Consider the following 24,034-nt stretch of genomic DNA (forward strand, 5'->3'; position numbering starts at 1 on the left):
GCGGGCATCGCGGCGGCGATCGGGGATGCGATGGCCGCGGTATTGGCCTGCCCCTCGCCGACGCTGTCGATCGTGTTGGGTGAGGGCGGCTCTGGCGGGGCTCTCGCCGCGGCGGTCACCGACGTCGTCGCCATGACCCCGGACAGTTACTTCACCGCGCTCTCCCCGGAGGGCACCGCCGCCACGCTGCGGATACCGGTCGAGCGGGCCGCAAACGTCTGCGGGCTACGGCCGACCGACCTGAACGCGCTGGGATTCGCCGATCGGCTCCTGTCCGCCATCACCGCAGCCGAGACGGCGCGCGACGCCGCATCGCTGCTCGCATCCCTGAGCCGGGGGGACCAGGACGATCGGCTGCGCCGACGGCAGGCTCGATGGTCGACAGGGCTACCTAACAGTCTGTAGTATCTCTCTCCGGTCTTTACTTGGCCACCGGGATATCTGCCGATCTGGGGGCGAGCACCACGGCTGGCGGCACGGATGGTACGGCGAGGGAAGGCGAGCAGGCCATCGGCGAGTGGATACTGCCATCGTTGTCTGCGGCCACGGCCCGCCTGAGGCGGGCCGTGGCCGCAGACAACATCGCCGCTCCAGGGCGGTCGGTCCTCACCGGCCTGCGCACGACCCCGGTGAACGCCCGCGGGCTCGCTGTGGAAGCGGCCTGGATCGCCACCCACCTCGCCCTCTACCCGGCGAGTGCGCTGCGCCGGCAGTGCCCGCGCGAGCACGAGCCCTACTCGCTGAGCGCGCTCTCCCCGCTGCACCGCAGCCTGCTGGTCAACGCTCCCGACGCGGCAGGTACCCCGATCCTGCTGATCCACGGCCTGATCGACAACCGGTCCGTGTTCACCCGGTTGGGCCGGTCGCTACGCCGCCGCGGTTTCCGCCGGGTGCGCACGGTGGAGCTGCCGCTGCTCGTGCCGACGGTGCAGGAAGCGGCGCTCCGACTCGCCGCGTCCGTGCACACCGCGATGACGGACAGCGGCAGGCAGCGCGTGCACATCGTCGCCCATTCACTCGGCGGGCTGGTGGCCCGCTACTACGTGCAGCAACTCGGGGGCGATCAGTACGTGGACACGCTGATCACTCTCGCGACGCCTCATTCCGGCACCCGTCTCGCCGGACTCGTCCCCCGGTCGGTGCCGTACCGGCTCGTCACCCAGCTACGGCCGGGATCGGCGCTCCTACGCGAACTCGCCGCACCCGCCCCCGGCTGCCGGACCCGGTTCGTCGCGATCGGCGCCGGGCTGGACAGCGTGGTGCGGCCCGCCGAGGCGGCGCTCGACCATCCCGATCTCGACATCGAAAATTACACCGTGCCGGGCCTCGGGCATCATTCCCTGGCGTTCAGCGGCAAGGTCGCCCACCTGGTCGCGAGCTGCCTCGCCGGGGCGGCGGACCGGCCGGGACCCTCGGGACCGTCAGAGCTTCTCGACGGGGGCATACCGCAGGAGCAGGCGCTTCGTGCCGGTGTTCTCGCCGAAATCGATGGTCGCCTCCGCGGAGTCACCGACCCCGCCGGTGGCGACGACAACTCCGAGACCGAAACTGTCATGCGTCACCCGGTCGCCCTGACGCAGCTCCAGGACGGCCCGAGCGGCCGGCCGCGCGCGACCCGAGAATGGCGAGTTCGGTAGCGGTTTACGCGCCGCCGGGGCACCGGCGGCGCCCCGGCCGGTCGCGCCCGACCCAAACCCGCCAGACGAGCCCCAGGACGTCCCCGCGGGCGCTGGCGGGGGATCGGCCAGCCGGCGCCAGTCAACCAGCGTGTCCGGCACCTCGCCGAGGAAACGCGACGGCGGGTTGTAGGCCGGTTGGCCCCAGGCGCTGCGCATCACCGCGCGGGTCAGGTAGAGCCGGATCCGGGCCCGGGTGACACCCACATAGGCGAGCCGGCGCTCCTCCTCGAGCTGGGTGGGATCTCCCAGGGTCCGCAGGTGCGGGAAGACGCCGTCCTCGAGACCGGTAAGGAAGACGACGGGGAACTCGAGGCCCTTGGCGCTGTGCAGCGTCATGAGAGTGACCACACCATCGGAACCGTCGTCGGTCGGAACCTGGTCCGCGTCGGCGACGAGCGAGACCTGCTCGAGGAACTCCGCGAGCGTGCCCTCGGGCAGCCGCCGGGCGAACTCCTGGACCACTCCGACCAGTTCCTGCAGGTTCTCCACCCGGCCCTGGGACTCGACGGTGCCCTCGGCGAGGAGTTCCGACAGGTAGCCGGTGCGTTCAAGCACCGCCTCGACCACGGCCACCGGGTTGTCGGCCGCTACGGCGCGTAGCTCGGCGAGCAGCGCGGTGAACTCGCGCACCGCCTTCGCCGAGCGCGCGGCGATCCCCGGCACCTCGTCGACACGCTCCAGCGCCTGCGCGAACCCGATCCGCTCGACATCGGCGAAGCCCGCCAGGGCCGCCTCGGCCCGCTCGCCGATCCCGCGCCGGGGCACGTTCAGGATGCGACGCAGGTTCACCGTGTCGCTAGGATTGGCGAGGACCCGCAGGTAGGCAAGGAGATCACGGATCTCCTTGCGCTCGTAGAACCGCACCCCGCCGACCACCCGGTAGGGCAGCCCGACCCGGACGAAGATCTCCTCGAACACCCGGCTCTGGGCGTTGGTCCGGTAGAACACCGCGACGTCGGCGGGCCGCGCGATCTTCGCGTCCGAGAGCCGGTCGACCTCCTCGGCGACAAAGGCCGCCTCGTCGTGCTCGTTGTCGGCGGCGAATCCGACGATCTTCTCACCGTCACCGGCGTCCGACCACAGCCGCTTGGCCTTGCGCTGGTTGTTACGCGCGATCATCGCGTTCGCGGCGGAGAGGATGGTCTGGGTGGAGCGGTAGTTCTGTTCCAGCAGGATCACCGCGGCGTTCGGGAAATCCTCCTCGAACTCCACGATGTTGCGGATGTTCGCCCCACGGAAGGCGTAGATCGACTGGTCCGCGTCGCCAACCACGCACAGCTCCGCCGGTGGGACGGCGCCCGAGGCCCAGGTAGCCGGCCCGGCCGCCGGCTCGGCCGGCTCCACCGGCGCGGACCCGCCACCGAAGTACGCCGGTTGGCCGACGAGTTCACGCACCAGGGCGTACTGCGCGTGGTTGGTGTCCTGGTACTCGTCCACGAGCACATGTCGGAATCGGCGCCGGTAGTGCTCGGCGACGTCGGGGAACGCCTGGAGGAGGTTCACCGTCATCATGATCAGATCGTCGAAGTCGAGGGCATTGGCCTGAGCCAGCCGCTGCTGATAAGCGGCGTAGACCTCGGCGACGGTCCGCTCGAGGTGGTTCGTGGCCCGGTCCCGTGCGGCCTCCCAGTCGATCAGTTCGTTCTTCAGGTTGCTGATCTGCGCCGCCAGACCTCGGGCGGGATGCCGCTTGGGATCAAGATCAAGGTCACGGATGACCAGAATGATCAAACGCTGCGCGTCGGCGGCGTCGTAGATGGAGAAGGCCGAGCCAAACCCGAGACGCTTCGCCTCGGACCTCAGGATGCGCACGCAGGCCGAGTGGAAGGTGCTCACCCACATCGCCCGCGCCCGGGGGCCGACCAGCGCCGAGACCCGTTCGCGCATCTCGTTGGCAGCCTTGTTGGTGAACGTGATCGCCAGCATCTCCCCCGGCCGGACCCCCCGGGCCGCCAGCAGGTACGCGATACGGTGGGTCAGCACCCGCGTCTTGCCGGACCCCGCGCCCGCGACGACGAGCAGGGGTGCCCCGATGTGCACCACCGCCGCCCGCTGCTGCAGGTTGAGCCCGTCGAGCAGGCCCTCGGCATCCAGGCGTGGCGAGGAGAAGCCACCGGGCTCGTCCCCGCCCACCGGCGGCGCCAGCACCGCCGGGCCGAACAGGTCGTAGGGCACGTGCGCACCGCCGTGGACATCCGTCCCGACCGACCCGGCGATGCCGGATCCGCCGCCGTGGGAATCGCCGAAAAAGCCGCTCATGGGACTCCGATCGTACGTTCGACGTCGGGCAGGTCGGACCGCGGCATGCCCGGATCGCACCCAACGGCCCGGTCCGCGGTGTGGTCCGCGAGATGCACCGACGGTCCCACCCGGCCGCGGTCCTCGCGCGTCCATGCCACCGCATGACCATCACACGTCCACGCCCAGTGGTCGTCGACCCGCGTGCTGACCAGCCTGTTGTCCGTCGTTCCCGCCCCGCCCCGCGCGCGAGGGCGGGCCGTCGATGGCCGTGGTCCGCGTCAACGCCCGGCCCACCGGCGGTCAGGCGGCCACGCCACGTGGCCGCGCGGTCACGTAGTCACGCGCTACTCGACGCGCTCGGCGGGATGGCCGCGAGCGCCTTCACCCTGCTGGCCACCCCCGGGTCGATGTTGCCACCCGACAGGATTGCCACCGTCGGGCCCTGCGCGAGATCACCTCGACGCAACAAGGCCGCGACCCCCGCGGCGCCGGCCGGTTCCACCTGGTGGCCGGCCCGGTGCAGCAACACCATCGCCTCCCAGAACGCCGCCTCATCGACCGTGACGATCTCGTCCACCAGGCGTGCGGCAAGGGCGAAGGTCAGGACCCCCGGAGCGTTCACCGCCATACCGTCGGCGATCGTGGTCGACGCCGGGACCACCCGTGACGAACGTGGCGCCGTCGGCTGTTCGGACGTCCGGCTGCCCGGAATCGTCCCGACTCCCCGCAGTGTTCCGGCACCGGGCGTCGTTCCGGCACCGGGCGTCGCAGCCCCACCGGGGGGCACCGTGAGCCGCCGGCCAGCCCGCAGCGACGCGGCGAACGCCGACGACAGCACGGACTGCACTCCGACCACTCGCACATCGGGGCGCCGGGACCGCACCGCCGCGGCCAGCCCGCCGATCAGCCCTCCGCCGCCCACCCCGACCAGAACGGTGCCGAGATCGGGCACCTGATCGAGCAACTCCAAGCCGATCGTGCCCTGCCCGGCCACTACCGTCGGGTCATCGAACGGGTGGACCAGCAGCCGGTCTCCCCGGGCGGCGAAGGTGGCAGCCGCAGCGAGCGCCGCTTCCACCCCCCCGGGTATCTTCTCGACCCGGGCGCCCCACCGGCGCGTCCGCGCCACTTTGACCGGATTGGCCCCTACCGGCACGAAGATGGTCGCCTCGACGCCGAAGGCCGCGGCCGCGAAGGCCACTCCCTGGGCGTGGTTACCGGCACTGGCCGCCACCACCCCCCGGGCCCGCGTCGCCGGATCCGCGGTGGCCACCCGGTGGTAGGCGCCCCGAAGCTTGAACGAACCGGTGTGCTGCTCGTGCTCACACTTGAGCCAGACGGGCGCACCGACCGCCGCCGACAGGCCGAGATCCCGCACGACCCTGGTCCGTCGTGCCACCCCGGCAAGGACGCGGGCCGCGGCGCGGATGTCCGGCGCCCAGAGTTCGGCGTCCGGGGCTACCGATCGGTCGTCTGCGGCTGCTGCGGTCATGGAGCATCTCCCGGCGGCTGAGCGGCCACCTCACCATGACCGCGGCAATAAAAAAGCCCCCCGCCAGGACAAGGCGGAAGGGCGAGGCGCGGACCCGATGATCGGTCGCGCGCCTAGGTAATGGCCATCTCGTGCGGGGTCACATCATCCAGGGTGCTCCGGTCCCGCCCAGACGTCAAACGTGCCCGTCGGCGGGGGTCGTCCGACGGGCACGCGCTCCGATCCGGGATCGTCACTCCCACTCGATCGTGCCGGGAGGCTTGGAGGTGATGTCATACACCACCCGGTTAACCTGCGGCACCTCGTTGACCACCCGGTTCGAGATGCGTTCCAGCAGGCCGTAGGGCAGCCGGGCCCAGTCGGCGGTCATCGCGTCCTCGCTGGTGACCGCGCGCAGGACGATCGGGAAGCCGTACGTACGCTCGTCACCCTGGACGCCCACCGATCGCACGTCGGCGAGCAGCACCGCGAAGACCTGCCAGATCTCGCGGTCCAGGCCGGCCTTGCGAATCTCCTCCCGGATCACCGCGTCGGCCGCCCGCACCACGTCGAGCCGCTCGGGCGTGACCTCGCCGATGATGCGGACGGCGAGGCCCGGGCCCGGGAACGGCTGACGCCAGACGATCTCCTCGGGCAGCCCCAGCTCCTCGCCGAGCCGACGGACCTCGTCCTTGAACAGGGTCCGAAGCGGCTCGACCAGATCGAACCGCAGGTCCTCGGGCAGTCCACCGACGTTGTGATGCGACTTGATCTTCGCGGCCGTCGGCGAACCGGATTCGATCACGTCGGGATACAATGTCCCCTGCACGAGAAAGTCGATCGTCGCGCCCTCCGCCTCCGCCCGGACCTCCAGTTCGCGGGCGGACTCCTCGAAAACCCGGATGAACTCACGACCGATGATCTTCCTCTTCCGCTCCGGGTCGGTCACTCCGGACAGCGCGGCGGAGAACCGGTCGGCCGCCTTGACATGGACCAGATCCACGCCGGTAGTCGCGACGAAATCGCGTTCGACCTGTTCCGCCTCGCCGGCCCGCAGCAAACCATGATCGACGAAGACGCAGGTGAGCGCGTCTCCCACCGCCCGGTGCACGAGCGCGGCAGCGACCGCGGAGTCCACCCCGCCGGACAGGCCGCAGATCAACCGTCCGGTCCCGACCTGGGCCCGGACGGCCGCGACAGCCTCGTCGACAATGTTGATCATTGTCCAGGTGGGCCGGCAGCCCGCACCCACGAGCAGGAAGTGCCGCAGCACGTCCATGCCTCGCTCGCTGTGGACCACCTCCGGGTGGAACTGCACGCCATAGAGACGACGCGCGGGGTCCTCGAAGGCGGCGACCGGGGCCGACGGCGTGGAAGCCGTTACCCGGAAGCCGGACGGCGCGGCGGTCACCGAGTCGCCGTGCGACATCCAGACCTGCTGGACAACGGGCAGACCGTCGAAGAGAACCCCGGGATCCGACACCGACAGACGAGTTGCTCCGTACTCGGCGGTTCCCGTGCGCGCGACGGCGCCGTCAAGCGCCTGAGCCATGACCTGATGGCCATAGCAGATACCGAGAATAGGCACTCCGGTAGCGAACAACGCAGGATCCACCCGGGGCGCGCCAGGCGAGTAGACGGACTTCGGGCCGCCAGAAAGGATCAGTGCGGACGGACGCCGGGCGAGGATCTCGTCCACCGACATATCCCACGGGACGATCTCCGAATACACATGACATTCGCGTATGCGCCGGGCGATCAGTTGGGCATACTGAGCACCGAAATCGATCACCAGCACGGTGTCGTAGCCCGCAGGCCCCACCGCGGACGGGCCGCTGGGGCCGTCCGCCGGGGACCGCGGAACATCCCGAACCGCGCCGGTATCCGTCGGCTCCGCACCGCGGCCAGCACTGCTACGCTGCAACTCGCTCACCCCGCAAGCCTACGGACACGGCGACCCCACCGGTCCGCCCAGGCGCCCAACCATCTCCCACGGCCTTCACCGGAACAGACGAAGCGCACCGGACGCCGCCGCGAAGGCGGTAAGGGCTCATGTAGGAGATGTCTAGGATGCCGAGTTTGCGCCTTCAGCCCGGTTCACTCACCCCGACAAGCGCTTCGATCATCAGTGACGCCCGATGTCGGGCTTCCCCGGCGGTTACGGTAGTGGTGACTCCGCGCGCAGTAGCGACAACTGACGTGCGGCCACCAAGGCGCTTACGGTAGGCGCCTTTCGGATGCCGACTTCGTACCGCTATGGTGCCTGACAAGGGACATCCGGGCCCGATACCGAGCCATCCTGGTACGACCTGTTCCGGGAGGCTGGCGGAGAGGTTGCGAAGGTACGTGCGCAGACAACCGATGGCCAGCAGCACGGGCATCGCCGCAGACTCGGAGCCGACAGTGGCGCCGGGTTCGCCCGTGGACGCCGAAGACGGCGGGCAGCGCGATGGTCGATCCGCCGCGCCACCGAACCCAGCCGGGTCGGGACTGGCGCGCCTTCGTCGCGCCGCCGCCAACCCCACCAACTGGCGGGTACGCACCAAGCTGATCGCGATTCTGGCCGTGCCTGTCATCGCGATCCTCGCCTACTCGTCCATCGAGGCGGGTACGGTGCTGACGAGCACGCGGGACGTCAACCGGGTGTCCGATCTGACCGAGCTCAGCCGCTCCGCAGCCGGGCTGGTCCACGCCCTGCAGGCCGAGCGCACCTACAGCACCGGATTCGTCGCCAGCGGTCCCGTCGGCGCCCGGGACGGGAGCACGATTCCAACCCGCCGGGCGGCGGTCGATGAAGCCTACAGGGCGTACAAGTCAGCTGCGAACGAGCGGCGAGGCTCCTTCGGCAGTGAGGTACGCCGCGCTCTCGACGACGTCAGCAGCCGGATGGACACGCTGCCCGCCAAGCGGCAGACGATCGAAAGGCTGATCGACAGGAAGGCGGTCGAGACCGCCTTTCAGCCGATCATTGACTCACTGGTCAACCTGATCCGGCTGATCCCACAGGGAAATGACGACCAGGAGCTCAACGCCGGGGTCAACACGGCCTACTTCCTGATGTCCGGGACGGAACTTCTCGCCGAGGAGCAGGCACTCATCCACGGCCTGTTTACCCGCAACGGGAACCAGGTCTTCACGGCAGACGACTATCGCGAGTTCCTGTCGGCCGAGACCCAGCGGGGCCGCCAGCGCAACGATCTCGAGAACGCCGCTCTACCGAACCAGCTCGCGGTCTACGAACCGACGATCGACACCGAGACCAACGGGGACATCCGCAACACCCAGAATTACGTCGAAGAAATTCTGAATGCGCCCATCGGTCAGCCGCTGACCGCGCTGGAAGCCGAGAAATGGGACCAGGCGACCCAGCGGACCATCGACACCGGCACGGAAGCCGTTGACAAGCTCCTGGGTCTCGTCGACGCCCGCGCGGGCACCCTGCGGGGCAACATCCAGCGCCACGCGCTGCTGTCCGGTCTGCTGATTGTGCTCATCCTGGCCCTCGCCCTGCTCGCCGCACTGATCGTCGCGCGATCGCTGGTCCGCCCCCTGCTGGCGCTGCGGACTGCCGCGCTGGACGTCGCCGACCATCGGCTTCCCGAGGCCGTCCGTCGGTTGCGCGATTCCACCGAGCTGGACATCGACGACTCGATCGAACCGATCGGTATCGACACCGACGAGGAGGTCGGTGAAGTCGCGCGGGCTTTCGACGAGGTTCACCGGGAGGCGATCCGGCTGGCCTCCGAACAGGCGTCGCTGCGGAACAACGTCAACGCGATGTTCGTGAACCTCTCTCGGCGCAGTCAGGGACTGGTCGAACGGCAGCTGCGTCTCATCGACGAGCTGGAGAACCGCGAGCAGGATCCGGACCAGTTGTCCAACCTGTTCAAGCTGGATCACCTCGCCACTCGTATGCGGCGGAACAACGAAAGCCTGCTCGTCCTCGCCGGCACGGACACCGCTCGGCGCTGGACACACCCCGTCCCACTGAACGAGGTCGTACTGGCGGCCATCTCCGAGGTGGAGCAGTACACCCGGGTCAAGCAGACCTCGGCCGCCGCGGTGTCCATCGCCGGCAACGGTGTCAGCGACGTCGTCCATCTGGTCGCCGAGCTCCTCGAGAACGCCACCTCGTACTCGCCGCCGGCCACCAGCGTCCTCGTCACCAGCCGCTCGCTCGGTCCGGGGGCCGGGGCGATGATCGAGATCGAGGACCAGGGCATCGGCATGCCGGCCAAGGAACTCGAACGGGTCAACGACCGACTGGCGAACCCGCCGGTGGTCGACGTGTCGGTGTCACGGACCATGGGCCTGTTCGCGGTCGGTCGGCTGGCCAGCCGCCACGGCATTCACGTCCAGCTGCGTGAGTCCGCCTCCGGAGGTATCACCGCTGTCGTCCGGCTGCCCGCCAAGCTGGTGACCGGAGACGGCGGGGCCGGCACGGGACCGGCCCGGCCCGCCGCGCCGGCGTTGGGAACCCGCGTCGGCGACTCGCCGGCCATCCCCGGTTCCCCGACCGGACCGCATGCACCGCAGCGGCCGGAACGCACCGGCTCGGGAACTCCCGAACCGGTGGACGGCAGGGTCGCGTCAACGAACGGCACCGGGGCCAACGGGCACCGGACCGCGAGTGAATCCGACGGACCAGAAAGCCTCTTCGACGACTCCAGTGGGCCCCGGCGGTTCCCCAGCACCGGGCCGTTCCCTCTCACCGGGCCGTTCCCTCTCACCGGGCCGCTGGCCGCCGCCCAGCTCGGATCCGACCGGACGGGTTCGCCGCCCACCACGGATGATCGCGACTTCGGGCCGGACGACTTCGCTCCCGGCCTCGACGGCGACACCGAGCGCGGCAGCGAGACGGATGGCATCAGCGCCGCTCCGCCGACCCTGCCGCACGATCTACTCGGGCGGGGAGGAAACGACGAGGACCACCCGGTCCCGGGAGCCCGGGAGCGGCCCGGCTCCAGTGGGCAGGACGATCCCCGTGACCCACGGGGGCTCGACGGCCGGGGGCTCGACCTCGATGCCCTTCGCGGCCGCGGCGGCACCGCGCCCGGTGGCCGGCTCGAACCGCCCCCCGACGTCGTACCGGACACCCAGACCATCGACCGGCGCGGATTCGGACGACGGGACGATCCGGTCACGGACGAGACGAGACCGGTGTCGTTCGGGGACAACCGCTGGGGGACCAAACCACGTCCCGGCGGCGCCACCGGGCCCGCTCGGACCGGGCAGCCCGACACCGCCCCGACACCGCCTGCCCCGACACCGCCTGCCCCGACACCGCCCGGCCAGACCCGGCCCGATGCCGGTGAGCGGCCCCGGTCGGCCGAGGAGCCGCCCCTCGGGGCCGGCAGCGTGTTCGCCCGCTCCGAGAACCGGCCCGTTCCGCAGGAACGATCGGAGTCCACGGCGTCCACCGGTCCCCGCGACCGGCCGGCGTCGGCGCTCGCGTCCCGGCAGTTGCGCGACACCGGGACGACAGAGGCGGTCTCCGGCGAGGACACCGGCGAACAGACCACGGCAGACCGGGACACCGACGGCATCGAGACGTCGCCGATCTTCGACTCCGTGTCGGCGTGGTTCCAGCGACGTTCGCCGTCCGATCGGGCGCCCGCCCAGCATTCGACGGCGGCCGCGGCGGCCCGCCCCACCGGGCCGGGTGCCGGTGGGGCGGCGCCACCGCCCCGTTCCCCGGTCCGTCCGGGGCTCGGTGGGGCCTTCGGGCAACGCGGCCCCGCCCGCTCCGGAGTCGATCCGCTCACGGCTACCCGGACACCGGCACGGGAGGAGCCCGCGACGGACGCGCCGTCAGCGGCTCCGCCCGTCCCGGCCTTCGCGGCCCAGCACCAGACGGCCCCACAGCATCAACCAGCCCCACAGCATCAACCAGCCCCGCACCATCAACCAGCCCCGCACCATCAACCAGCAGGGCAATACCAGCCAGCACAGCACCAGGCAACGCCCCAGCAGCCCCCGTCCCGGGAGAACTGGACATCTCCCGGGGACGCCGGCTGGCAGGCGGCCGAGTTGTTGCGTCAGCCGAGCACAGGCGGCGTGACGCGGTCGGGCCTACCGGTGCGAGTTCCCATGACCCATCTCGTGCCCGGCAGCGCCGAACCCGCGCCCCGCCGGCGTCCCACCGACACCTCGGCCAGATCTCCTGAGGCTGTAGGAGGCCGGCTTGCCAGCTTCTACCAGGGCGTACGGCAGGGACGTGATGTCGGAGTCGACACCGCGAGGAATCCTCGACGTGACGCGCAGGAGGAACGGTGACACCCGTGAGTTCTGAAGCCCAGAACCTCAATTGGTTGATCAACAATTTTGTCGATCGCGTCCCGGGTGTCGCCCACACCGTTGTGGTGTCCGCAGACGGCCTGCTACTCGCCGTCTCCGACGGTTTCCCCCGGGATCGCGCCGACCAGCTCGCCGCGGTGGCCTCGGGACTGGTGAGCCTGACCCAGGGCGCCGCCCGCGTCTTCGAGGCGGGTGGCGTCACCCAGACGGTCGTGGAGATGGAGCACGGCTTTCTCTTCATCATGGCAATCAGTGACGGCGCGAGCATGGCAGTGCTCGCGGCACCGTCCTGCGACATCGGTCTGGTCGGCTATGAGATGGCACTGCTGGTCAGCCGGGCGAAGGACGTCCTGACCCCGGCGTTGCGCGCCGAACTGCAGGGAACCCTTCCGCGGTGACCGGACGGCAACACAGGGAGTCAGGGTGAGTATCGATCCCGAGGGCACGCCCGGGCCGGTCGTCCGTCCGTATGCGATGACCGGCGGGCGCACTCGGTCGCGCTATGAACTCGCCATCGAGGCACTCGTCTTCACGACGCCTCTCGGCGAGGAACGAGCGATCGGCCTCAACCTGGAGCAACAGACCATCGCCGCCATGTGCCGGCAGGTGCGATCCATCGCGGAGATCGCCGCCGGCCTCCGGGTGCCCCTCGGGGTGGCCCGCGTGCTGGTAGGCGATATGGCGGACGAAGGCTTCGTCCGCGTCCACCAGCAGCCTGACCGCGACGAGGCACCGGATCTCGCGTTGCTCGAAAGGGTTCTCAGTGGCCTTCGAAAGCTCTGACAACAGGCGGGTCAACTCCGCCGTCGCCACGACCTCGGTGAAGATCGTGGTAGCGGGCGGATTCGGCGCCGGGAAAACCACATTCGTGGGTTCGGTGTCCGAGATCGTCCCGCTGCGCACCGAGGCCGTCATGACCGAGGCGGGAGCCCACATCGACGACCTCACCCACCTGATGGACAAGACCACCACCACGGTCGCCATGGACTTCGGCCGAGTCTCGCTGGACGAAGATCTGATCCTGTATCTGTTCGGCACCCCCGGGCAGTACCGCTTCTGGTTCATGTGGGACGACATCGTGCGGGGAGCCATCGGTGCGATCGTGCTCGCCGACACCCGCCGACTGGCCGATTGCTTCGCCGCGGTCGACTACTTCGAGCAGCGGCAGTTGCCCTTCGTGATTGGCGTCAACTGCTTCGACGGGATCCTGCGGCACTCGATCGAGGACGTCCGGGAAGCACTGCAGGTCAGCCCGGCCGTTCCCGTCATCACCTGCGACGCCCGCAACCGCGACTCCACCAAGAGTGCGCTGATCGCGGTGGTCGAGCACACGATGTCGCGGGCGACCGCAGGGACCTGAGGTGATCCGCCCCGGGGCAGCCGGTGCCAGTCGCCCCGGACAAGCGAGCCGACCCGAGCTCAGACGGGCGGGGGAAGCTTGCGGAGTTCGGCATCCAGCGGGACCTTGGTGTTACCCGCATTGTTGACAATCTTGAGGTCGAAATCGTTCGCCTGCTGGTTCTGGTTCCACTGACCACCGACGAGGGCGATGCGAGCCACGTTCTTCGGGACGTTGGGCTGAGCTCCGAACGCCACAGGTCCGACGATGGTCTGGGCGTCGACGTCGCGGATGGCCGTGGCGACGGCTTCCCGGTTGTCGAGGGAGTCGACGTTGCTCAGCGCCTTGACGGCGACCTCGAACAGGGCGTACGAGAATCCAAGGATCTGGGTCCACCCTTGGCCGCGGGCGCTGGTGAAGTCGTTGGCCAGCTCCAGGGACGTCTTGTTCGTCAGCGAGCTGCGGAAGGGATGCGCCGGTGACCACGCCACCTCGGTGGTAAGACCGTCACCACCGGTACCGAGGCCACGCACATCCTCCTGGAAGTAGATCGCCTTGGAGATCGTCAGGGCGTTCGGCGAGTAACCGAAGGTCCTGGTCTCCTTCCGGAAGGTGGCGAAGTCCGCGGCCCGGGACACGCCGACGACGGCCTGCACCCCGTTCTTCTCGAATTCATCGATATAGGTCTTGAATGAGGGCGCCCCGCTTGCGTAGCCGGCGGGCATCGGCGACGTCAGCCGGAGATTGTTGTAATTGCGGATGGTGGGAATTCCGAAGTCCGGGTTGGCGAAGGCGCGGCCGTCGTCGTCGTCCGGATACATGAGCCCCACCTTGGTGATCCCCAGCTGGCTCCACATCGCGACGTAGGTCGCCACCAGGTCCTCCATGCCCCAGAAAAAGTGGTAGGTCCAGCGGAAGGGCATGTCGACGTTGCCGCCCCGGCCATTCCACCAGGCCTGCCACGGGGCGATCGTGGAGATACAGGGAACCTGGTTGATCTCGCACTGGTCCGCGACGGGAACGGCGGTGTCGGAGGTGCCACCGACCAGCACGACGTCGACCTTGTCCTTGAAGATCAGGTCGGTTGTCGCGATCCCGGCGCCATGGCGGTCCGACTCGGAGTCCCGGACGAAGATCTCGACGGGATAGGTGCGGTTCCCCACCTTCACGCCATCGGCCAAGATCGTGCGCATCGTCTGCACCACATACGAGTCGACCACGCTGTGGCTGCGGAACGCCCCCGTCCGGGACGTCACATAGCCGAGACGTACCTTGCGCGCCGCGCTGGCCGAGGAGGATGAGCCCCCACACGCGGCCAACAGCCCGGCGGCCGGTGCCGCGACCGCCGCGGTCCCGGCCCAGCGAAGCAGACCACGCCGGTTAACGGTCCGTCGGCCGCTCTCCCGGGGAGCGGGGACGCCCCCGTCCGCACCGCCAGCCACATCCGTCCTGCCAGCGGCGGCACACCGTCCGCCACCCTCACCACGGTCAGACCTGAGCATGGCACCTGATCCTGCCCCATGCCATCCTGAATCCGACAACGGGGGTCGGAACTCGGCAGATCCCGGGCTACCAGAGGCGCCTTAGATCCGACATATCGGTGTTTCACTTACCGTCAGCGTGGGGATGGATCTCCTCAGTTCACCCCGCAGTATCGGTGCGGTGCACTGCCACTCGCGGTGAGTTCCAGCGTGCCCTGCGCCTTGTCGCGGATTCCGGCCCCGGGCTTGGCGATGTGCACCCCCGAAAGATCCTTCAGTGGCCCGCTGGTGAACTTCACGTTGCCAATCACATTCCCGCCGTCGTTACCGGCCACCGGCGTGATCGTGTACTGACCGGCGGTGCCGTCCCAGCTGTAGGCACCGGCGGTCCGTTCGACCACGAGCACACCGACGACATTGTCGGACAGCTTCAGGGGATTCGTCCCGGTAACCAGCCGGCATTCCCAACTGCCATCAATCATGGCCTTGCCATTGATCGCGTCCGGGCTGGTCGTGGTGGGCGTCGGCGAGCCACTGGGGGGAGCCGGCGAAACCGACGGCGCGCTCTTGCCGCCGCCATCGCCGCGCAGGAGTGCATAGCCGCCGACCGCGAGCAACGCGAGGACCAACGCAACGGCCAAAGGACCGATCCAATCCTGACGAAGCCAGGCGAGGCGATCCTCGCCGGAGAAGTCCTCGCCCTCCGGCTCATCCCGGGCATCCCCCTGTTCCCGCGGCCCCACCGCGCGGGCATCACGTCCGTAGGCCCGCCGCCCGGGCCTGGAATGGCCGCCGACCCCGGCGCCCTCCTCATGCCGGCCAGCATGTCCACGGCTCCTGGCGCCGGTTCCGCCCGCGCGACCGGCCCGGTCCGCGGTGCCACGCCGGCGCTCGCCGGCGCTCGCCGCACTCCGCTCACCCGATCGCGTCGATCCGGATGACCGGATGGGCTGGGGAGCCGAGACCGGCTGGAGACTGTTGGTGTCGGTCACCGGATTCGGGGTGCGGCGGCGGTCGGCAGGCACACTGCGACCACTCGGTTTGCGCACCGACCGGGAGGGCTGCCAGCCGCTGTCGTCACCCGGCACGGCGCCGGCACCTCTGGCCTTTCCCGATCCCCGCCGGGGCACCAGGGACGTCCTCTCCGAGGGAGACTCGGGTCGGCGCCCCACCGGCGACAACGGAGTTCCGACCAGGCCACGCGCACCGGTCCCGGCCGGCGACGCGGAGGCGTCTGGCCGGTACAGCGGACGAGCGGTCGTCATCGTCTCCTCGACCCGAGGTACAGCCAGGTCGCCGGGCCGGCCGCTGGCCCGCGACGCATCGGCGTCGACCTCGGCAGCCGCCCGCCGCTCCGGGGCCGCGAGCGCCCGGCCGCGGGCCGGAGCGGACGGCCCGTTCTGGCCGGACGGCCCGTTCTGGCCGGACAGCCGGTCGGTCGGACCGGCCAACGAGTCCCTTGGTCCAGACACCCGATTCGCCGGCACCCGCCAGTCGCTCCCCGTCGCGGCCTCCACCGGCGATCGTCGCCGGGCCACCGGGAGCGGTCCGGAGAGCGGGTCCTGGCGGCCGGGGACCAGTCCGGCGATCCCGTTGGGCCCGTTGGGCCCGTTGGGCGGGAGAGAACGGACGGCATCTCCGGTGCCGGGCAGGGGAGTCCGCCAGCCTGCAAGATCCGCTCCGCCGTCGCGGGGGTCCCGCGGACGATCCTGGCGGGAGCGCAGACGGTCCTGGCGGAAGTGTGGGGGCAGGCCCCCGGTGGCCGGACCCTGCCGGCCGACGATGAGGTCGGCGGATGCGAGGAACGCGCCGTTCCCGCCGGCGGCCTTACCCACGGGAAGGCCGTTGAGGCCCCCGGCGCCGTTGACCCCGGAACCGCCGTTCGGGCCCCTTCTTCCCGGACCTGGGTCCCTGCCGGGACGACTCGACGCCGATCCCGGCAGATAGGCTTCCGCGCCCCCGAATCCGCGGGGCGGAGTTGATGAGGTCGCGCCCGGACCAGCGGATCCGCCGCTACCGGGACGGACCTCGCCGGCCTCCCGGTTCGGGGCGCCCGGGCCCGCTGCGGGCGTGCCCACACCGGGCAGTTGAACACGGGGCGAGCTGTGCCCGTTCCAGGGATCCGTCGAGGAGTATGCGGTTTGGGGCCCGGCATCGGACGGCGGCGCGGCGGCGGTCACGCCAAAGCTCCCGGGCACCACCGGAAAGGCCGGGCCGGTGACCCGGCTCGGGGTGCCCGGCTGGCCCGGAACTCCCCTGAGGTCCGCCGGCGGCGTGGGAACGGCCCGGGACGGCAGCGCAGGAACCGGTCGGGCGGAGATCGGAAACCCACCGGTGAACGGGTCCGCGGAAGCCCCACCCCCCGGTCTCGTCCCGGAGGTGGTTCCCGCCGCCCCGCCGGCCCGTGGGGAACGGCCCATGTGCACCGGTCCCGACGGCGGACCGGTCGGGACCGGGTAGGCCTCCTGACCGGGTCCGCCCACCTGCAGGTCGGACGGCGTCGTAGCCGTCCTGGACACCGCGGACGGTGGCGGGAAGGCCGAGGGGAGGTAGGACGTCGGCCGGGACGCAGCCGGCGGCGGACCGGCGGAAACCCGAGGACCCCTGGGAACAGGAGGAGCAGGAGAAGCCACCGGAGCGGCGGATGACCCCGCCGGGGTGGACGGGCCCGCGGGAGCGGGGGGGGTCACCGAGATGCCCGGCGGGCGTCCACCGGCGGGTCCCGGCGCCGGACCGTCCCAGGTGGTGGTCACGTCGAAGGGATCGGCGGGACGCGCACCGCCGCCTGCCGGCGGCATGGCTGGTCGCGGTCCCGGCGCAGGCTCACGCCGGGACCAGGGGTTTGGATCCCAGGATGCGGGCGCGGGCTCACGGGAGACAGGACGGGCTGCCTGCTCGCCCACCCGCTCCACCGCGAAGAAATCGTCGTCACGACGGGAGGCAGCCGGGCGCCCCGTGGCACCGTTGCGGTCGGTGTCATAGTTCGTCACAGAACTATCACCCGCCTCCGGGTGCGGGCGCCGGGCGTCGGCGACGTTATCCCAGCTTCAGGCATCATGGCCGCTGAACCGCTGTATTTGATCATAGGGCGGCATCTCCTGCCCCCCCTGGTCAGCACGATGCGGGCAGTCATCGTGTGGACGTGCGTCGGGTAAATGTGTGATCTGGTCACGCCGCCGGGTCCCCCGCCCAGCCGGACGAATGCACGTGGAGCAGCCTCGCTCCGGGAGGGGCGGTCTCGGGATGTGTCCCAGAGAGTCGCACCGCCATGACCGCCCACCGATGCGCGAAGGACGTCCTATCACATCACCGACGAAAAAGCAATAGCACTCTCGTCCGTCGTCCCGTAGCTCATCCAGGCATCTGACAATAGTTCTATCAGTCCACTGTACACTGGTATTCGTCATCGCTTGTCACGGCAGGCGGCATAGATCTCCCGCACGATGCGCTGCGACGACTCGGACTGGACGTTGTCACTGAACCGCTGGTACTCCTCCTGGGTGTAGCCGGCTTCCAACTTCTCCAGCGTGCAGGTGCAATAGCCTTCGTTACCGTTGCTGACGTCAAGGCACGAGCTGAGATATGCCTGACGGACCTCCGGGGAGTAACGGCCCTTCTCCGCCGCGGCCGGGCCGGTCGCGGTCCCGGAGTCCGATCCACCGCCGCCGAGGGCGAGGAATCCGATGACGCCGAGCCCGAGGCAGACGAGAACGACGGCGGCGCCGATCAGCAACGGCGGACGGTCGCGCACGCGCTGGACGAACGCGGTGACCCGTGCCGGCAGCCCGCCGGCCTCGTCGCGCCGAGCCGTCGCCCCGCGCCGAGCCGTCGCCCCGCGCCGAGCCGTCGCCCCGCGCCGGGAGATGGGCCCGGACGGTGCCCATCCACTGTCGTGCTCGTCGAACGACCCGGCGTACGGCCCCGGCTCGTCGTCCGGATCGTCGTCCCACCGCGATGTGCCGTCCGCCGCACCGCCGGCGGACGGGGCGTACGTCGCCGCCAGGCCCCCGACACGCCGGATCTCGCCGGTCGAGTCGCCGTCGCCCCAGGTCGTCTGCGCCGCGGCCGGCCCGGCGGACGCAGCCACCGGATCGGCGGGATCCGCCGCACCCGCGCGGCGGGCCGGACCGGTCAGATCGCCCCACTCCGACGGCCCGTGCGGTGCAATGACGTCCGCGGCCGGTTCCCCCCACTGGCCGCGCTGGCCGGTGGGGCCGTAGGGTGCCAGCCCCCGCGCGTCCGGCTCTGACGGCGTGGCCACCACCCCGCCCATGGTGCGGGGTGGATCGGTGAGCGCCCCGCCCCAACTCGGCGTTGCCGGAGCCGCTTCCACGGCACCGGGCCCGGCACCGGGCCCGGCACCGGGCGACGAGCCGGCAGCACCGGGCCGCCCACCAAACGAACCGCCCTGCGTTCCTACCTCGGACCCGGCCCGACCGGACCCGGGCTTCCCGGCCGGACCGGCACCGAAGGCGGGCCCACCGGGATGGTTGCCGAATCGCGCCGAGGCCGACGAACCAGCCGGCGGCGCTGCCGATGACGGCTGCCAGGTCTGGGCAGCCTCGTCCCAGACGTAGGCACCGTCGTCGCTGACCCAACGGCCGTGCTCGTCGAGGCGCATCTGTCGTCCTTCATGCCGGAGACGGACCGCTTCCAGGGTGCCATGTCGGGTAAGAGGCCGGATCGACCGGGTACCGCCGGTGGTGACACACCATGGGCACATCCGTCGAGCTCGCGCATCAGCGAGCGACACCTCACGCGACGGCTACCGCCTCGCGGGACGCCCGACGACCACGCATGACGTGCATCGTCGGTCACGGACCGGCGGTCACCATGATCTCCGCCTTCTGGAACTCCTTCAAAGTTGCGTATCCCGTCGTCGCCATTGCCGTACGCAGACCGCCGGCCAGGTTGAGGACACCTGTTCTGGTCGCCGTGCCCGGACCGGTCACGATCTGCGCGAGCGTCCCGGTCGGGGTCACCGGCGACCAGCGTCCCCGCGGCAGGTCGGAGTGCAGCACGTCCATCGGCCAGACCCCGCCCTGGCCCGGGGCCTCCCGTGCGGCCGCGAGCGCCGCGTCCACCATGACCGCGTCCGCGCCGCAGGCCACCGCCTTCGCGACGTCGCCGCCAGTCCGAAGATCACCATGCACGACGACGTGGACGTAGCGGCCGCCCGACTCGTCGAGATAACGCATGCGCGCACCGGCCGCATCCGCGATCGCGGTGGCGAGCGGCACGCCGACCCCGAGCTCGTCCCGGGTGCGGTCACCGAAGCCGGACCCGACGCCCACGATGACACCGGCCGCCCCGGTGCGCATGAGGTGCAGTGCGGTGGAGAACGACGCGCACCCGCCGACCAGCACCGGGATGTCCAGCTGGCCGATGAACCGTTTGAGGTTGAGCGGCTCGCTGCGGCGGGACTGATGCTCCGCCGAGACCGCCGTACCGTGGATGACGAGCAGATCGATCCCGGCGGCCAGCACGTGCGGGCACAGGGCCTTGACCTTCTGCGGACGCAGCGCCGCGGCCACGACCACCCCCGCGTCCCGAAGCTCGGTGAGACGCTGCGCGATCAGCCCCGGCTGGACCGGCGCGGAGTACAACGCACGCAGCCGCTCGGTCGCCGCGTCCGGGCCCTGGGCGGCCCCGATCTTGCTGAGCTCGGCGATGTGGTTCTCCGGCTCCTCGTACCGGGTCCATAGCCCCTCGATGTGCAGAACACCGAGACCACCGAGCCGGCCGAGCGCGATCACCGACGCGGGTGAGGTCACCGCGTCGGCCGGAGCGGCCACCAGCGGCAGGTCGAACCGGTAGGCGTCGATCTCCCAGGCGAGCGAGACGTCCGCCGGGTCACGGGTCCGACGGGACGGAATGATGCCGACGGCGTCGAGACCATACGCGATCCGCGCGCTCTTGCCGATGCCGATCTCGACCTCTGCCACTGCTGGCGCCTCCTGATTGGGCCGGCGGGCTCGTGCCGACCGGAAAACTGACGTATCTGCTCCACGACTGACCGAACATCCCGGTGACCATCCGATCGGGTGGCCACCGGCTCGTCCCACCCTGCCGAGGTGACCGCGCCCGAGACACGGCGGCCGTCACCGGCCTGGGGACGGCCCGGCGACGGCCTGGTCGGTCGCGCGACGCGACGGCGTCAGCGCGCGGAGTTGTAGTTCGGCGCCTCGACGGTCATCTGGATGTCGTGGGGGTGGCTCTCGATCAGCCCCGCCGAGGTAATACGGATCAGCTGCGCCTCGTCCTGCATCCGCCGGATGGTGGGCGAGCCGGTGTAGCCCATCGCCGCCCGCAGACCGCCGACCAGCTGATGGGCCACGGCCGCCAGCGGACCCCGGTAGGGCACCTGGCCCTCGACGCCCTCGGGAACCAGCTTGTCATCGGAGAGCACGTCGTCCTGGAAGTACCGATCCTTCGAGTACGACCGCGCGCCGCCGCGGCTACGCATGGCGCCGAGTGAGCCCATACCCCGGTAAGCCTTGTACTGCTTGCCGTTGATGAAGATCAACTCTCCCGGGCTCTCGTCGACACCAGCCAGCAGGCTGCCCAGCATGACCGTGTCGGCGCCGACGGCGATGGCCTTCGCGATGTCACCCGAGTACTGCAGGCCGCCGTCGCCGATCACCGGCACACCGTGCTCCCGGGCGATGCGCGATGCCTCGTAGATGGCCGTGACCTGGGGGACGCCGACGCCGCTCACCACCCGGGTGGTACAGATCGAGCCGGGTCCGACCCCGACCTTGATGGCGTCCGCCCCGGCCGCGATCAGCGCCGCCGCGCCGGCCCCGGTCGCCACGTTGCCACCGATCACGTCGAGCGGCCGGCCGTCCACCCCGGTCGGCATGTCGGTCTTGATCCGGCGCACCACGTCGGGCACGGCTCGATGATGCCCGTGCGCGGTGTCCACGACGAGGAAGTCGACCCCGGCTGCGACGAGGACCTGGGCGCGCTTGTAGGCATCCTCCCCCACGCCGACGGCGGCGCCGACCATCAGCCGGCCGTCGGTGTCCTTGGTGGCGTGCGGGTACTGCTCCCGTTTGGTGAAGTCCTTGACGGTGATCAGACCGCGCAACCGGTCACGCTCGTCCACGATCGGCAGCTTCTCGACCTTGTGGCGGCGGAGCAGGGCGAGCGCGTCCTCCGGCGAGACGCCCACCGGTGCGGTGATCAGCGGCATCGGGGTCATGACGTCCTGCACTCGACGCGAGTAGTCCCGCTCGAAGCGGATGTCCCGGTTCGTCACGATGCCGACCAGCCGGCCGTCGGATTCCGTCACCGGGACACCCGAGATCCGGTACCGCGCCATGAGGACGTTCGCGTCCTCCAGGGTGGCGCCGGGCCCGCAGGTCACCGGCGCGGTGATCATCCCGGACTCGGAACGCTTCACCATGTCGACCTGCTGCGCCTGTTCGTCGATCGAGAGGTTGCGGTGCAACACCCCGACACCGCCCTGGCGCGCCATCGCGATGGCCATGCGGGCCTCGGTCACCGTGTCCATGGCCGACGACACCAACGGCACGGCGAGACCGATGTTCCGCGACAGGCGGGTCGTCGTGTCCGCCTCCGCCGGTACCAGATCGGAGGCAGCCGGAAGCAGCAGCACGTCGTCGAAGGTCAGCCCGAGCATCGCCAGCTTCGGCGGTACCGCGGCGGCCTCGGCTCCCAGCAGGTCGGGACGCACGCCGACGTGGGTGCCCACCCCGGCCGGCAACGTGAAATCGGTGGCGAGGGGACCGTTCATGGCACCTTCCATTCCGCGTTGACCGAGGCCGCGGACCCAGAGCGACGCCGCGGCACGAGCCCGCCCGCCGTCTTGGAGTGACGGGCCACGCGCAACGGCGGAAAATTCTACCTACTACCAGAACCGGGTTACCAGAACTGGGCTACCAGAATCGGGCACCGAGCGGCGGCACGGACTCCATCGTAGAGGTCACCGGCACCTGTCGGCGGTTCCGGCGTGACCGACATCGCCATGGATGACATCTTCCTATACCACAGCGCCGTCCAACCTGCCTGATCCGGACCCGCGCGCCCGGCAGAACAGCGGACCGACCACGACGGACCATGTCCAGAGGGCCGCACATCGGTGCCGAGACTCCGGATCGGGACCACTAAGCAGTCCGGGCAAGCGTAGCGTGGTCGTCGTGAGCGACGAGCCTGTCGACCCCTTCGCGGGCGACCCCGAGGATCCGGCTGTCGAGCTCGCGCGCCTCGACTCCGTTGACGACCTCGACCTGCTCGAACCGCTGTCCTTGCACGAGCGGGAGGAAGTCCTCGCCGAGCTGGGGGACCTCGACGTCTTCCGCACGCTGCTCGAGCCGCGCGGCTACCGCGGCCTTGTCGTCGACTGCGAGGGCTGCGCCGAGCCCCACTTCTTCGACTGGGACCTGCTGGTCGGCAACCTGCGCAACCTTCTCAACGAGGGGCGGACAAGAGTCCACGAGCCGGCGTTCGCGCCGGACCCGTCGTGCTACGTCAGCTGGGAGTACGCCCGCGGCTTCGCCGACGGGATCTACGAGGCGTCCGCCGCCTCGGAGGCGGACTCGCGCTGAGGCGGCCCCGCGTCGCCGCCTGGCCGGACACCCGGCCGGGTAGATCCCGCGTGCCGGGGATGACCCCGGCCGGGGTGGATGCCGCGCGCCGGCAGAGCGCGGCCGGCGGTGGCCACGCTAATTCCCGCTCAGGCCGTGTGACCAGCCGACCACCGGGGTAGGCGTTCGACCGTCAACAGAAGTTCCGCCGGACCTGCGGATCCGGCGCGGTCGGTCGGCCATGACGGAACACGGCGCCGGCCGGGAGTCCCGCGGCCGACTCGGACCCTGATCCGCCTGAGATCCCTGGACATCCAGGGACTTCCCGACCGTGTAGCGGCCGGGCGGAACGACCCGTGACGCAGGCTCACCCGGGTGAAATTTCAAGATCATCCAGAGGGTGGCCCAGTACTACGGTGAAGCGGCGGCGCTTGCCGCTCAGGTCGAAAGGGGGCTCAGACCGATGACCGACGTCCGACGACTTCCAGGCCCCGGCGCGGAAAAGTGGGAATGGCAGCTGCACGGGGCGTGCCGTGGTGAGAGCACGGAGCTCTTCTTCCACCCGGAGGGCGAACGGGGGCCGGCCAGAGCCGCCCGTGAGGCCGCGGCCAAGGCAGTCTGCGCCCGCTGCCCGGTCATCCGCGACTGCGGTGAGTACGCGCTGACCGCCCGGGAGCCCTATGGCGTATGGGGCGGGCTGAGCGAGTCCGAACGGGATGCGATCCTCACCGGCCGCTCCCGGCGGGGGGCCGCGAGACGTACCCCGGCCCGCCCCGGACTCGCACCGGCCTGCTGAAGGAGGGCCGCCGGGTGCCGATAGGCGGACGGGTCGGGATATCCGGTCCTGGTCTCCTGGATCACCCACGACGGGTGAGTGACCCGGCAGCGACCCAACGCGCCGACGGCCCAACGCGCCGGAGCCCGGTCGATCCTCGAGGACCGACCGGGCTCCGGACGTACCGGGGCCCGGGGACCGG

At 70.5% G+C, this 24,034-nt stretch carries 14 protein-coding genes and 2 pseudogenes; 8 read left to right on the plus strand and 8 right to left on the minus strand.

Annotated features, from left to right (window positions below):
* Together AC08OO_RS01030 and AC08OO_RS01035 are read left to right on the plus strand one after the other, a co-directional pair.
* A pseudogene (locus AC08OO_RS01030) lies at positions 1-405 on the plus strand (carboxyl transferase domain-containing protein); the annotation flags it as partial.
* Between the two features lie 245 nt (positions 406-650).
* A pseudogene (locus AC08OO_RS01035) lies at positions 651-1,133 on the plus strand (esterase/lipase family protein); the annotation flags it as partial.
* Positions 1,134-1,421: 288 nt separating this feature from the next.
* Here the strand turns inward: AC08OO_RS01035 and pcrA are convergent.
* The 3 genes from pcrA to guaA all read right to left on the minus strand — a co-directional run bounded on the left by pcrA (position 1,422) and on the right by guaA (position 7,213).
* On the minus strand, positions 1,422-3,938 hold the full coding sequence (gene pcrA, locus AC08OO_RS01040) for a DNA helicase PcrA (protein ID WP_476610682.1): 2,517 nt from the start codon (positions 3,936-3,938) through the stop codon (positions 1,422-1,424).
* A 319-nt stretch (positions 3,939-4,257) separates the two neighbouring features.
* A complete protein-coding gene (locus tag AC08OO_RS01045) occupies positions 4,258-5,412 on the minus strand; it encodes a threonine ammonia-lyase (RefSeq protein WP_476610683.1) in 1,155 nt (384 codons plus the stop codon).
* A 232-nt stretch (positions 5,413-5,644) separates the two neighbouring features.
* Positions 5,645-7,213, minus strand: coding sequence for a glutamine-hydrolyzing GMP synthase (guaA, locus tag AC08OO_RS01050; protein ID WP_476610687.1), 1,569 nt, complete (start codon positions 7,211-7,213; stop codon positions 5,645-5,647).
* A gap of 539 nt (positions 7,214-7,752) precedes the next feature.
* Here guaA and AC08OO_RS01055 point away from each other — a divergent pair.
* The 4 genes from AC08OO_RS01055 to AC08OO_RS01070 are packed head-to-tail and all read left to right on the plus strand — an operon-like array spanning position 7,753 to position 13,048.
* Positions 7,753-11,667: a nitrate- and nitrite sensing domain-containing protein gene (locus AC08OO_RS01055; RefSeq protein WP_476618154.1), complete on the plus strand. Its 3,915-nt coding sequence runs from the start codon at positions 7,753-7,755 to the stop codon at positions 11,665-11,667.
* Positions 11,664-12,086, plus strand: coding sequence for a roadblock/LC7 domain-containing protein (locus AC08OO_RS01060; RefSeq protein ID WP_011435096.1), 423 nt, complete (start codon positions 11,664-11,666; stop codon positions 12,084-12,086). Before AC08OO_RS01055 ends, AC08OO_RS01060 begins: the two co-directional genes overlap by 4 nt.
* 25 nt (positions 12,087-12,111) lie before the next feature.
* Complete coding sequence (locus AC08OO_RS01065) at positions 12,112-12,471, plus strand: DUF742 domain-containing protein (RefSeq protein WP_011435095.1); 360 nt, start codon at positions 12,112-12,114, stop codon at positions 12,469-12,471.
* Positions 12,452-13,048 (plus strand): GTP-binding protein, encoded by a 597-nt coding sequence (locus AC08OO_RS01070; protein ID WP_011435094.1) that lies wholly within the window; start codon positions 12,452-12,454, stop codon positions 13,046-13,048. Before AC08OO_RS01065 ends, AC08OO_RS01070 begins: the two co-directional genes overlap by 20 nt.
* 59 nt (positions 13,049-13,107) lie before the next feature.
* Here the strand turns inward: AC08OO_RS01070 and AC08OO_RS01075 are convergent, their stop codons facing one another.
* The 5 genes from AC08OO_RS01075 to guaB all read right to left on the minus strand — a co-directional run bounded on the left by AC08OO_RS01075 (position 13,108) and on the right by guaB (position 22,267).
* Positions 13,108-14,529, minus strand: a complete 1,422-nt coding sequence (locus AC08OO_RS01075) for an ABC transporter substrate-binding protein (RefSeq protein WP_476618155.1) — start codon at positions 14,527-14,529, stop codon at positions 13,108-13,110.
* Between the two features lie 134 nt (positions 14,530-14,663).
* The gene (locus AC08OO_RS01080) at positions 14,664-16,343 is read right to left on the minus strand and encodes a hypothetical protein (RefSeq protein WP_476610686.1); all 1,680 of its coding nucleotides are present in this window, start codon (positions 16,341-16,343) and stop codon (positions 14,664-14,666) included.
* A gap of 1,568 nt (positions 16,344-17,911) precedes the next feature.
* Entirely contained in the window at positions 17,912-19,129 is a 1,218-nt protein-coding gene (locus tag AC08OO_RS01085; protein ID WP_476608896.1) for a hypothetical protein, read from the minus strand.
* A gap of 193 nt (positions 19,130-19,322) precedes the next feature.
* The gene (locus AC08OO_RS01090; protein ID WP_476608895.1) at positions 19,323-20,453 is read right to left on the minus strand and encodes a GuaB3 family IMP dehydrogenase-related protein; all 1,131 of its coding nucleotides are present in this window, start codon (positions 20,451-20,453) and stop codon (positions 19,323-19,325) included.
* Between the two features lie 212 nt (positions 20,454-20,665).
* Positions 20,666-22,267 (minus strand): IMP dehydrogenase, encoded by a 1,602-nt coding sequence (gene guaB, locus AC08OO_RS01095; protein WP_476608894.1) that lies wholly within the window; start codon positions 22,265-22,267, stop codon positions 20,666-20,668.
* Positions 22,268-22,661: 394 nt separating this feature from the next.
* Between guaB and AC08OO_RS01100 the strand changes: the two genes are divergently transcribed.
* A complete protein-coding gene (locus AC08OO_RS01100; protein ID WP_476605971.1) occupies positions 22,662-23,078 on the plus strand; it encodes a DUF5319 domain-containing protein in 417 nt (138 codons plus the stop codon).
* A gap of 442 nt (positions 23,079-23,520) precedes the next feature.
* On the plus strand, positions 23,521-23,853 hold the full coding sequence (locus tag AC08OO_RS01105) for a WhiB family transcriptional regulator (RefSeq protein ID WP_011435087.1): 333 nt from the start codon (positions 23,521-23,523) through the stop codon (positions 23,851-23,853).
* Positions 23,854-24,034: the final 181 nt, after the last annotated feature.

This window comes from Frankia sp. CeCAU1 (assembly GCF_977971845.1).

Coding starts and splice junctions, on each gene's coding strand:
- pcrA (WP_476610682.1), bottom strand. CDS start 3,938: ATGAGCGGCTTTTTCGGCGATTCCCACGGCGGCGGATCCGGCATCGCC.
- guaB (WP_476608894.1), bottom strand. CDS start 22,267: ATGAACGGTCCCCTCGCCACCGATTTCACGTTGCCGGCCGGGGTGGGC.
- AC08OO_RS01075 (WP_476618155.1), bottom strand. CDS start 14,529: ATGCTCAGGTCTGACCGTGGTGAGGGTGGCGGACGGTGTGCCGCCGCT.
- AC08OO_RS01055 (WP_476618154.1), top strand. CDS start 7,753: ATGGCCAGCAGCACGGGCATCGCCGCAGACTCGGAGCCGACAGTGGCG.
- AC08OO_RS01085 (WP_476608896.1), bottom strand. CDS start 19,129: ATGCGCCTCGACGAGCACGGCCGTTGGGTCAGCGACGACGGTGCCTAC.
- AC08OO_RS01045 (WP_476610683.1), bottom strand. CDS start 5,412: ATGACCGCAGCAGCCGCAGACGACCGATCGGTAGCCCCGGACGCCGAA.
- AC08OO_RS01105 (WP_011435087.1), top strand. CDS start 23,521: ATGACCGACGTCCGACGACTTCCAGGCCCCGGCGCGGAAAAGTGGGAA.